This window comes from Burkholderia pseudomultivorans (assembly GCF_902499075.1).
Classification (GTDB): Bacteria; Pseudomonadota; Gammaproteobacteria; order Burkholderiales; family Burkholderiaceae; genus Burkholderia; species Burkholderia pseudomultivorans.
The window spans coordinates 24,809-36,001 of sequence record NZ_CABVPP010000067.1 but is presented as its reverse complement, the minus strand read 5'-3'; the positions used below and the strand labels follow the sequence as shown (position 1 = coordinate 36,001).

Below are 11,193 nucleotides of genomic sequence, written 5' to 3'. Positions count from 1 at the left end.
GCGGCCGCGCGGCCGCATGCAGCGTGGCCGCCGGGCGCCGCCGACCTGTCCGCCGCGTCGTCCGACGCGCAGGCGCCGTCGCCCGTGCATCCGGCCGCGGTGCCGCTGGTACGGCAGCAGCTCGACGCGCTCGCGACCGACCAGTTCCGCTGGACGGGCGACGCGTGGCCCGGTGCGCGGCTCGACTGGACGATCGAGCCCGACGATCCGGGCGGCCGCGCACCGCGCGGCGGCAGCGACGATGCGGGCGACGGCATCGCGTGGCGCACGCGCCTGACGCTGACGCTGCCGTCGCTCGGCACGGTCGATGCGGAACTGGTGCTCAGCGGTGCGCAGCTCGTCGCGCGGCTGCGCGCGAACCATGCGGGCGCCGTGCGCCTCACGCAGCACGAGGCCGCGCTGCGCCGGCGCTTCGAAGGGTCGGGGTTGCAACTGGGCGGACTGTCGATCCGCGCGGTCGACCATGCGCCCGACGCATTCGACCTGTTCGCCGCGCAGGCGGCCGCGACCGCCTATGCGCGCGGCGCGGCGGGCGGGGCGGGGCCGCGCACGCCGGCCGACGACGAGGCGCCGCGATGAGCATGACGTCCCGCAAGCGCGCGGCCGCGCTCGTCTACGACCCGAAAGGCGGCGACGCCGCGCCGCGCGTGGTGGCGAAGGGCTACGGCGCGCTGGCCGAGATGATCGTCGCGCGCGCGCACGATGCGGGGCTGTACGTGCATACGGCGCCGGAGATGGTGTCGCTGCTGATGCAGGTCGATCTCGACGACCGGATTCCGCCGCAGCTCTACCAGGCCGTCGCGGACCTGCTCGCGTGGCTGTACGCGCTCGACCGCCCCGAGGCCGGGCCGGACGACACGTCGCCGCGCTTTCCGCTGCCGCCGCTGCGCTGAGCGTGGTCGCCGCGTGCGGAAAACGCGCGAAGACTACAAAGGCCTTTCGGTCGGCATCTCGCTTCGATATGCGCTCATTGCCGCGCGTTCTTCTCGCATAATTCGGCATCTTTGGCCGTCAAGCCCGTCGCGACGGGCCGGCTTCCATTGAGCCCAATCTCAATTTATGTAATGATATCCATTCTCATTTTCATGTCGAACGGGCGGCGCGCGATCTCCACGCGCCGCCCGTTGTTTTGAACGAATGGATACTTTCGCGTGAACGCGCCCGAAACCATCGACCCGCCGCGAGCGGGCGTCACCGTGCTGCATCCGTCGGCACGTCCGCTGACCGACGCGGAACTGTCCGCGCGCCGCCACCGTTCGCGCCGCGCGACCTTCATCAAGTGGCTGCGCAAGGTGCACGGCTGGGTCGGGCTGTGGGGGGCGGTGCTCGGGCTGCTGTTCGGCGTGACCGGCGTGCTGCTCAATCACCGCGCGCCGCCGCTGAAGATTCCGACCGGCGAACCGCAGGTCGAGCAGATGCAGATCGCGCTGCCCGATCCGGTGCCGAAGTCGCCGGCCGCGATGACCCGATGGCTGCAGCACGAACTGCACTTCGACGGCCGTCCGGGCCGCGTGCGCAAGGAACCCGCGCAGGCCGTCGCGTGGGGCGACAAGCGCGTGATGCAGCCGGAGCACTGGCAGTTCGGCGTGTTCGGGCCACACCAGAACCTGCAGGCCGAATACTGGGTCGGCAACGGCTACGTGTCGGTGAAGCGCACCGGCAACTCGTTCCTGTCGACGCTGAACAGCCTGCATCGCGGCGTCGGCATGGGGATCGGCTGGGTGCTGCTGATGGACACGATCGCGGGCTCGCTGATCCTGCTGTCGCTGACCGGCGTGCTGCTGTGGACCGAGCTGAACAAGCGCCGCACGGTCGGCGTCGTGCTGGTGGCCGGCTCGGTCGCCGCCGCGCTCGTCGCGGGCCTCGCCTGACGCGTGCGCCTTGCGCGCCCGCCGCGGCGGGCGACGGCGGGCGACGGCGGGCGCGTTTCGCGCGCTCAGAGCCCGCAGGCCGTGCCGCCGTTCGCGGCGATTTCGCGCGCGGCCTTCGCGCCTTCGACCTGCAGGATCGTCGGCAGCGACACGTTGTTCTTCGCGGCCGTGACTTCCGCGAGGATCGAGATCGCGATTTCCGGCGGCGTCCGGCTGCCGATGTAGATGCCGGCCGGCCCGTGCAGGCGCGCCAGTTCCGCTTCGTTCAGGTCGAATTCGCGCAGCCGCTCGCGCCGCGCCGCGTTGTTGCGCCGCGAGCCGAGCGCGCCGACGTAGAACGCGGGCGTTTTCAGCGCCTCCATCAGCGCGAGGTCGTCGAGCTTCGGATCGTGCGTGAGCGCGATCACCGCCGAGCGCGCATCGAGCTTCATGTCGAGCACGGTGTCGTCGGGCATCGTATGCACGACGCGCGTGCCCGGCACGTCCCACCCGTCCGTGTATTCGACGCGCGGGTCGCACACCGTCACCTGGTAGTCGAGCCCGACCGCGATCTGGCACAGATAGCGCGACAGCTGCCCCGCGCCGATCACGAGCATCCGGAAGCGCGGGCCGTGGATCGTCACGAGCCGTTCGCCGTCGAAGGCGAGCCCGTCGGTCGCCAGCGCGGGCGACAGCGACGCGCGGCCGGTGGCGAGCGTCATCGTGCGCGTGACGAGGCGGCCGGCCTCGATTTCCGCGCAGAGCGCCGCGATCCCGCTGTCGCGCGTGAGCGGCTCCATCACGAGCTGGATCGTGCCGCCGCACGGCAGCCCGAAGCGGTGCGCTTCCTCGGCCGTCACGCCGTATTTCACGGCTTCCGGGCGCGCGTCGGGCGCGATGCCGCTCGCATGCACGCGGGCGATCAGGTCGTCCTCGATGCAGCCGCCGGACACCGAGCCGACGACCAGCCCGTCCTCGCGCACCGCGAGCATCGCGCCTTCCGGGCGCGGCGACGAGCCCCAGGTCTTGACGACCGTCACGAGCAGCACGCGCCGCCCTTCTTCGAGCCAGCGCGCGCTGGATTTCAGTACATCGAGATCGACGCTTTCCATCATCTGTTCCTGTTGCGGACGGCCTGCCGTGCCGGCCGTCGTTCGATGGCGGGATTATGAACCGCCCGGCGCGCGCGTGCAGGGCGGCTGCGGCCCGTGCAGGCACATCCGGACGATCGGGCAAGAGAGTGCGACGATCGGGCAGCGATCGGGCGCGCGGCCGCTGCGGCGCGCGTGCGGCCGGTTCGGGCGGAAGGCGGGAAGGCGCGGGGCCGATTGCAGCCCCGCGCGGCGGCGCATCTCGTTGCGCGCGGCGTGCGCGCCGACGCGCCGGTCAGTGCGCGTCGCGGTGACCGTGCGCGAGCTTCGAGTGATGCCGCGAATACAGGAAGTAGATCACGAGCCCGATCACGAGCCAGATGCCGAACGCGGCCCACGTGATCGGCTGCAGGTTCAGCATCAGGAACAGGCACGACGCGACCGCGAGGATCGGCACCACCGGCACGCCCGGGCAGCGGAACGCGCGCGGCAGGTCGGGGTGCGTGCGGCGCAGCACCAGCACCGCGATCGACACCATCGAGAACGCGGCGAGCGTGCCGATGTTGATCAGCTCGGCGAGCACGTTGAGCGGCACCAGCGCGGCGATCAGCCCGAAGAACAGGCCGACCAGCCAGGTCGTCAGGAACGGCGTCGCATAGCGCGGATGCACGCGCGACAGCGTCGCCGGCAGCAGCCCGTCGCGCGACATCGCGAAGATCACGCGGGTCTGGCCGTAGCTCATCACGAGGATCACGGTCAGCATGCCGAGCACGGCGCCGAGGTCGATGAAGCCCGCGACCCACTTCTCGCCGGCCACCTGCAGCGCGTACGAGATCGGGTGCGAGATGTTCGCGTACTGCGCCGACGGCACGATGCCGGTCGCGACCGCGGCGACCGTCACGTACAGCACCGCGCACACCGCAAGCGACGCGATGATGCCGATCGGCAGGTCGCGCTTCGGATTCTTCACCTCCTCGGCGGCCGACGACACCGCGTCGAAGCCGATGAACGCGAAGAACATCACGGCCGCCGCGCCGAACACGCCGTTCCAGCCGTGCGGCATGAACGGCTTCCAGTTCGCCGGCGTCACGTGGAACAGGCCGACCGCGATCACCAGCAGCACGACCGACACCTTGATGAACACCATGATGTTGTTGATCCGGGTCGACTCGCGGATGCCGATCGACAGCAGCGTCGTGATCACCAGCATCACGAGGAACGCGGGCAGGTTGAACCACGTGACGGCGCCGGGCACCGCGCCCGGCGCGGCCGTCAGCACGGTCGGCAGCGTCAGCCCGAAGCCCTGCAGCAGCGACTGCAGGTAGCCCGACCAGCCGACCGACACGGCCGACGCCGCGAGGCCGTATTCGAGCATCAGGTCCCAGCCGATGATCCATGCGACCAGTTCGCCGAGCGTCGCGTACGAATACGTGTAGATCGAGCCGGCGACCGGAATCGTCGACGCGAATTCGGCATACGACAGCGCCGCGAGCCCGCAGGCGATCGCGGCGATCACGAACGACAGCATCAGCGCGGGGCCGGCCTGCACGGCGCCGGTGCCGGTCAGCACGAAGATGCCGGTGCCGATGATTGCGCCGATGCCGAGGAAGGTGAGGTCGATCGCGCCGAGCGCTTTCTTGAGCCCGGCGGCGTGCGCGCCGGCGATCATCCGATCGACGTTTTTCTTGCGGAAGAGAGACATTGCGGGTGGAATCGCCAGCACGCGCGAGCGCGGCGACGCTGGCTGAGTGAAAACCCGTAATTTTAGCCGATTTGACGCGAATGACCCGCTGCGGCGCAACGGCACGGCGCGGAATCGTCCGATAAAACAAGCGCTTGCATGCGCAACGACGCGATGCGGCGGCCCGTCAGGCGCCGGAGACGGGCGACATGTCGACGAGCCGGTTGCTCATCACGTAGAACGTGAGCTCCGCGTTGTTCGACAGCCGCATCTTCTCGAGCAGCCGCGAACGGTACACGCTGACCGTCTTCACCGACAGCGACAGCGTGTTCGCGATGTCGGTGAGCCGCTTGCCCGACGCGAGCATGCACAGCGTCTGGTATTCGCGGTCGGACAGCTTCTCGTGCGGCAGCGGCTCGTTCTCGAACGACACGTATTCGGCGAGCGCCTCGGCCATCGCGGGGCTCACGTACTTGCGGCCGGCCGCGACCTGCTGGATCGCGCCGATCATCTGCGCGGCGTTGACCGTCTTCGACAGGTAGCCGGCCGCGCCGGCCTTCAGCGCGCGCACCGCGTACTGGTCCTCGCGGTACATCGAGAACATCAGCACCGGCGTGCGCGGCAGCTTGCGCTTCAGGCGCTTGAGCACCTCGATGCCGTTGGTGTCCGGCAGCGAGATGTCGAGCAGGATCACGTCGAATGCCTGCCGGTCGACAGCGGCCAGCGCGTCGCCGCCGTTCTCGGCTTCGACGACCTCGCGCGCGACGCCGCGATCGACGAGCAGCTGGCAGATCCCTTGCCGGACGATCGCGTGGTCGTCCACGAGCAGGATGTTCAGGCTCATCGCGACCTCACGAAAGCGACGCGCGGCGCAGCGCGGCGGGCGCGGCGAACAGCGCGTCCCACGCGAAGCGCGCGGTGACGCGCGTGCCGCGGCCGGCCTGCGCGGGCGCGAGCTCGAGGCTGCCGCCGAACGCTTCGCAGCGGGCGCGCATGCTGGTCAGCCCGTAACCGGCGCGCCGGCTGCGGGCGAAACCGGTCCCATCGTCGGCGACGATCAGCGACAGACTGGAGGCGTCCGCATCGATCCGCACGTCGACGGACGCGGCGCGCGCGTGCTTCGCGACATTCGACAGCGCTTCCTGCGCGACGCGGAAGATCGCGAGCGCGCCGTCGCCGGCGAGATGCGGCAGGCGCGCGTCGGCCGCGCACACGAAGCTCGTGCGCAGGCCGGTGCGGGCCGCGTGCGCGTCGATCCACGACGACAGCGCGCCGACCACGCCCGCGTCGAGCGCCGGCGTGGCGCGTTCGTCGATCAGCCGGCGATTCGCGTCGGTGGCGGCGTCGAGCGCGCGCTGCGCGAGTTCCAGCGCGCGCAGACAGCCGTCCGGCGCATCGGCCGGCAGCCACGTTTGAACGTTTGCGAGGGCGAAACGCGCGGCGGTGAGTTCGGCGCCGAGGCCGTCGTGCAGCTCGCCGGCCAGATGGCGGCGCGCGGCTTCGTCGGCGGCGAGCAACTGGGCGGACAGTGCCGCGATGCGCGCGGCGCCGGTGTCGCGTTTAGGGGCGGGAGCGGCCATGGGCGCAGTGGCGGCACAGCCCTGGGCGGGCTGCCGCGACGGGAACGGGGCGTGGGCGCCCGAGGGCGCGTTAAGCGACGTATCCATGACTCTCCCTGCTGTCAGAAAGCGGTTCAGGCACCGGCCGGCCGCGTGGATCGGCAGTCGTATCGGCGACTCCGGCCGCCAGAGAATCGCTGCGTGCCAAGGTAACAAAAGTTACATCCAGTAACACCTTCATCCGACCCTTCAGCGTGCATCGGCGCGATGGCCACGCGCCGCGAATCATATCTCAAAAATGAGGAAAAGGTCATGCTGGACGGACATTTAAGGGTAATTGTGAATAATCGGATTGAACCCGGTGTAGGAAAAACACCGACACCGAAGGTCGCGGCCGCGGCGGGTCCAAATGTAACTATTTGAGATGAAATGGTCGCCTATTGTTACGAATTCGCCAAGGCAGCGACGAAAAAAAACCGGAGCTTTCGCTCCGGTTCCTGATGCAGCGCAAATTTCGGGGACGGATCAGTCGACGAACGCGCGCTCGATCACGTAGTGGCCCGGCGCGCTGTTCTTGCCTTCGACGAGGCCGGCCTGCTTCAGCAGTTCGGTCGTGTCCTTCAGCATCGCGGTGCTGCCGCACAGCATCACGCGATCGTGTTCCGGCGAGAACGGCGGCACGCCGAGATCGGTGAACAGCTTGCCCGACGCGATCAGGTCGGTGATGCGGCCCTCGTTCTCGAACTCCTCGCGGGTGACCGTCGGGTAGTAGACGAGCTTTTCCTTGATGATGTCGCCGAGGTACTCGTGGCCCGGCAGGTCGTGCTTGATGTAGTCCATGTACGCGAGCTCGCCCTTCAGGCGGCACGTATGCGTCAGGATCACGCGCTCGAAGCGGTCGTAGATGTCCGGGTCGCGGATGATCGACATGAACGGCGCGAGGCCCGTGCCGGTCGACAGCATCCACAGCGTCTTGCCCGGCAGCAGGTTGTCGGCGACCAGCGTGCCGGTCGGCTTCTTGCCGATCAGCACCTTGTCGCCGACCTTCAGGTGCTGCAGGCGCGACGTCAGCGGGCCGTCCTGCACCTTGATGCTGAAGAACTCGAGGTGTTCCTCGTAGTTCGGGCTCACGATCGAGTAGGCGCGCGCGAGCGGCTTGCCGTCGACCTCGAGGCCGACCATCGTGAATTCGCCGTTGTTGAAGCGCAGGCTCGCCTCGCGGGTGCAGGTGAAGCTGAAAAGCGTGTCGGTCCAGTGATGGACGGATTGGACGGTGGCGGTGTCGAATTTGCTCATGGCTTTGAAAACGGACGCGCGTAGCGATCGCGTGTAACGGGCCCAAAAACGGGCAAAAACCGAGTGCGTCGGCCCGATCGCGGATCGGCCGGCCGGCGCGTCGGACACGCGCCTTCTCGATGACAGACGATTGAGGAACTCGGTATTTTACCCTGCTTGCGCTAATCGCGGGCTTGACCCCCGCGGCGGCGCGGATTTGACGCAACGCATCCTTACGGAATGTTTTCGATGTAGACGACGCGCGCTACTGCGGATCGAGGCGCAGGCGCGCGATGTACGGCAGGTGATCCGACAGCCACGCGGTTTCGCCCGACGGCGCATGCCATTCGAGCGGCGTCAGCCCGCGCACGAACATCTTGTCGAGCGCGAGCGCCGGCGAGAACGCGGGGAACGTGCGCCCGGACTGGCCGAGCAGCGTCGCGACCTCGGACAGCCCGATCTCGCCGAACAGCGCGACCGAATCGTTGCGCCAGTCGTTGAAGTCGCCGGCGAGCACGAGCGGGCCGGCGCCCGCGTTGCGCACGATCCAGTGCGCGATCCAGTGCATCTGGCGCAGCCGCGCCGCGCGCGTGAGCGCGAGGTGCGCGCACAGCAGCGTGACGGGGCGCGAGCCCGCGAGCGTCGCGCGCGCGACCAGCAGCCCGCGCCGCTCGAAGCGGTGCGCGGAGATGTCCCAGCGGCCGCCGAGGTCGAGCGGATGCGGCGACAGGATCGCGTTGCCGTGCCGCCACGACGGCTTGAACACGTTCGGCCCGAGCGCGATCTGCCAGTCGAGCGCGTGCGCGATCTCGGTGGCCTGGCAGTGCCAGACGTCGTCGTACGCGTCGTCCATCGGCGCGCCGAAGCCGGGCGCGAGCACGGGGCGCGGCATGCGGCGCGCCATCGCTTCCTGCAGGAAATAGACGTCGGCGTGCGTCGACTGCATCCAGTTGCGCATCGCGTTCCACGCGGTGAAGCCGAGCGGCGAGCGGCCCTTGTGCAGGTTCCAGCTCACCGCGGTGAGTTCGTCGGGTGCGGCGTGCGGCTCGGCGAACGGCAGGGACAGGGCGTCGGCGGACATGGCGGTCAGTCCTTCGCGACGTGCGCACGCACGCGGTACACGAGGTGCGGATGCTGTTCGACGAGCGTCCAGTCGGTCCACGCGTCGGCGCCGACCGACAGCCCGGGATGGCTCGCGACGATCTGCCGCGGCGACGCCGGCACGCACGGGTCGCTCGGCTTTGCGCCGTCGTCGTCGAGCGTTTCCTGCACGTCGAGCGCGAGCGACACGGTGTGCGCGCCGTCGTCGACGGCGAGCGGGGCGACCGTGACCGAGCGCGAACGCTCGGTCGGCACGGCGCGCGCGGCGCTGCCGCAGCCGACCGAGACGGCGGACGGATAGCGATGGGTGTCGGTGCGGGTCTGACCCACGGTGGTGCGCTGCTGGAACGTGTCGATCGTCTGACCGTCGCGGACCACCTGGATCTCCCACGCGACGACGGCCGGTGCAGGGCTCTGTGCATGGGCGGCGAGCGCGACGCTCGCGAGCAGGACGGCCAGGCCGTGTTTCAGCATGAAACCTCTCCGGAAACGCGGGATAGCGGGGAACGGACGCACATCTTACGCCCGATCGATTTTGGCGGTGATCCGACCGCATCCGACGCGGCGGGTTCGCCGCACGATGCGGTCCTGTCCGAAAGGTAGGTCCGGGACATGCGTTTTCAAGCAAAAAAGCGCGCGAACTCGGCGACGCTCGCGCGCTCGGTGACGAGGCGGTTCTCGACCGCGTCCGGGTCTGCATGGCCGAGCGACATCCCGCACACGAGCTGTTCGTTGGCCGGGATGCCGAGGTGTTCGGCGACGATCCGGTGGAACGGCACGAACGCGGCCTGCGGGCAGGTATCGAGGCCGCGGGCGCGCGCGGCCGTCATCACGCCCTGCAGGAACATCCCGCAGTCGAGCCACGCGCCGTGCGTCATGATCCGGTCGAGCGTGAAGAACAGCGCGACCGGCGCATCGAAGAAGCGGAAGTTGCGCGCGTGCTGCGCGTGCATGCGGGCCTTTTCGTCGCGGCGGATGTTCAATAGCCCGTACAGGTCCCAGCCGACCTTGCGGCGCCGGTCGATATAAGGCGACACCCATTCGCGCGGGTAGTAGTCGTACTCGGCCACGTATTTCTCGTCGCGGGCGGGATCGTCGTATGCGGCAGTGAGTGCGGCCGCGAGCGCGTCGCGGGTCGCGCCGGTCGCGACATACACGCGCCACGGCTGGATGTTGGTGCCCGACGGCGCGCGGCTCGCGGCTTCGAGGATCGCTTCGAGCGTGTCGCGCGGCACGGGCGTCGGCAGGAACGCGCGCACCGAGCGGCGCGACGTGAGCGCGGCGTCGACGGCGCGAATCGCGTCGAGGTCGACGCGCGGGAAAGCGGCGGGGACGGACATCGGCAACCCTTCGGGACGAAAGCGGACGCGGCGCGCGAAGCGCCGCCGGCGAGGCCGGCGCGCCGGCCGGTGAACTGTCGATGATACGCCGCGCCGCCCGCGCGTGCAGCGCGCCGCCGCTGTTAGCAGCACCCGCGCGCGGCTGCTTGCTTGCGCGCAGATTTGGTCCCGCTACACTGAAATCGTAAGGGTCTGATGACGACGTGACAGCAAGCGGTAGCGAGGTTGGTATGACGACGGCGATGGTGAAACAGGAACTGGCGGTGGCGTCCTTCAGCACGGTGTACGACCTCGAGCAGGTCGAGACCGCGCTGAACGACCTGAACGAGAGCGCGAGCGACGCACTGCGCGCCACCTATGAACGGATGCTCAAGACCGGCAATCTGCGCTTCTGCGTGAAGCCGAACCGGATGCCGTCGTTCGACGAGCTGGGCGACGCGTTGCCGAATTTCGCCGAGCCGCTCGACGACGTGCGCAAGCAGATCGCGCTGTGCCTCGAAACGGAGGACCGGCTCGAACTGATGCCGATCCTGCTGCTCGGCCCGCCCGGCATCGGCAAGACGCACTTCGCGAAGGCGCTCGCGCAGATGCTCGGCACCGCGTATCACTACGTGCCGATGAGTTCGCTGACGGCCGGCTGGATCCTGTCGGGCGCGTCGTCGCAATGGAAGAACGCGAAGCCCGGCAAGGTGTTCGACGCGCTGGTGAACGGCAGCTACGCGAACCCGGTAATTGCGGTCGACGAGATCGACAAGGCCGGCGCCGACGCGCAATACGACCCGCTCGGCGCGCTGTACGCGCTGCTCGAACACGACACCGCGCGCGCGTTCATCGACGAATTCGCCGAGGTGCCGATCGATGCGGGCAACGTGATCTGGATCGCGACCGCGAACGATGCGCAGGCGATTCCGGAACCGCTGCTCAACCGGATGAACGTGTACGAGATCGCGCCGCCCGATGCGGCCGGCGCGCGCCGCATCGCGCAGGCGATCTACGACGAGATCCGCGGCTCGCATGCGTGGGGGCGGCGCTTTCCCGACACGCTCGGCGATGCCGCGCTCGACGTGCTGGCCGCGACGCCGCCGCGCACGATGCGCCGCGCGCTGCTGCACGCGTTCGGCGCCGCGCGCCTCGACGGCCGCGACGCGATCGAGCCGCGCGACATCCGCGCCGACGAGGGCGCGGCCCGGCGCAGGCCGATCGGGTTCTGAACCCGCGCGGCGAGTCGGTGCCGCATTCGCGTTCGGCAAGCGGGCGAACCGGGACGTACAATTCTTCCGTCTCCCCTCGATGCGA

General features: G+C 69.3%; 12 protein-coding genes. 4 read left to right on the top strand and 8 right to left on the bottom strand.

Annotated features, from left to right (window positions below; translation table 11 throughout):
- From fliK to BST28156_RS29850, 3 genes are all read left to right on the top strand, one after another.
- Positions 1-579, top strand: a 579-nt coding sequence (gene fliK / locus BST28156_RS29860) for a flagellar hook-length control protein FliK (RefSeq protein ID WP_174904100.1), incomplete at its 5' end; no start/stop codon positions are given.
- Positions 576-893 carry an EscU/YscU/HrcU family type III secretion system export apparatus switch protein gene (locus BST28156_RS29855; RefSeq protein ID WP_174904099.1) on the top strand — a complete coding sequence of 106 codons (318 nt, stop codon included), beginning with the start codon at positions 576-578 and terminating at the stop codon, positions 891-893. The genes fliK and BST28156_RS29855, both read left to right, overlap by 4 nt.
- Positions 894-1,151: 258 nt before the next feature.
- The gene (locus BST28156_RS29850; RefSeq protein ID WP_060244192.1) at positions 1,152-1,871 is read left to right on the top strand and encodes a PepSY-associated TM helix domain-containing protein; all 720 of its coding nucleotides are present in this window, start codon (positions 1,152-1,154) and stop codon (positions 1,869-1,871) included.
- Positions 1,872-1,936: 65 nt separating this feature from the next.
- Here the strand turns inward: BST28156_RS29850 and BST28156_RS29845 are convergent, their stop codons facing one another.
- From BST28156_RS29845 to BST28156_RS29810, 8 genes are all read right to left on the bottom strand, one after another.
- Positions 1,937-2,962 (bottom strand): XdhC family protein, encoded by a 1,026-nt coding sequence (locus BST28156_RS29845; RefSeq protein ID WP_060244300.1) that lies wholly within the window; start codon positions 2,960-2,962, stop codon positions 1,937-1,939.
- Positions 2,963-3,236: 274 nt separating this feature from the next.
- Positions 3,237-4,643, bottom strand: coding sequence for a branched-chain amino acid transporter BcaP (bcaP, locus tag BST28156_RS29840; RefSeq protein WP_174904098.1), 1,407 nt, complete (start codon positions 4,641-4,643; stop codon positions 3,237-3,239).
- Positions 4,644-4,809: 166 nt separating this feature from the next.
- The gene (rqpR, locus tag BST28156_RS29835) at positions 4,810-5,466 is read right to left on the bottom strand and encodes a response regulator transcription factor RqpR (RefSeq protein WP_060244188.1); all 657 of its coding nucleotides are present in this window, start codon (positions 5,464-5,466) and stop codon (positions 4,810-4,812) included.
- Between the two features lie 7 nt (positions 5,467-5,473).
- Positions 5,474-6,289, bottom strand: coding sequence for a quorum system sensor histidine kinase RqpS (rqpS, locus tag BST28156_RS29830; protein WP_060244185.1), 816 nt, complete (start codon positions 6,287-6,289; stop codon positions 5,474-5,476).
- A 417-nt stretch (positions 6,290-6,706) separates the two neighbouring features.
- Positions 6,707-7,477, bottom strand: coding sequence for a ferredoxin--NADP reductase (locus tag BST28156_RS29825; RefSeq protein ID WP_060244182.1), 771 nt, complete (start codon positions 7,475-7,477; stop codon positions 6,707-6,709).
- 244 nt (positions 7,478-7,721) lie between these two features.
- The gene (locus BST28156_RS29820) at positions 7,722-8,537 is read right to left on the bottom strand and encodes an endonuclease/exonuclease/phosphatase family protein (RefSeq protein WP_174904097.1); all 816 of its coding nucleotides are present in this window, start codon (positions 8,535-8,537) and stop codon (positions 7,722-7,724) included.
- A 5-nt stretch (positions 8,538-8,542) separates the two neighbouring features.
- Positions 8,543-9,031: a hypothetical protein gene (locus BST28156_RS29815; protein ID WP_060244178.1), complete on the bottom strand. Its 489-nt coding sequence runs from the start codon at positions 9,029-9,031 to the stop codon at positions 8,543-8,545.
- A 146-nt stretch (positions 9,032-9,177) separates the two neighbouring features.
- Positions 9,178-9,897 (bottom strand): nitroreductase, encoded by a 720-nt coding sequence (locus BST28156_RS29810; protein ID WP_174904096.1) that lies wholly within the window; start codon positions 9,895-9,897, stop codon positions 9,178-9,180.
- A gap of 230 nt (positions 9,898-10,127) precedes the next feature.
- Here BST28156_RS29810 and BST28156_RS29805 point away from each other — a divergent pair, with 230 nt between their 5' ends.
- Positions 10,128-11,108 carry an AAA family ATPase gene (locus BST28156_RS29805; RefSeq protein ID WP_060244174.1) on the top strand — a complete coding sequence of 327 codons (981 nt, stop codon included), beginning with the start codon at positions 10,128-10,130 and terminating at the stop codon, positions 11,106-11,108.
- The last annotated feature ends 85 nt before the right edge of the window (positions 11,109-11,193 follow it).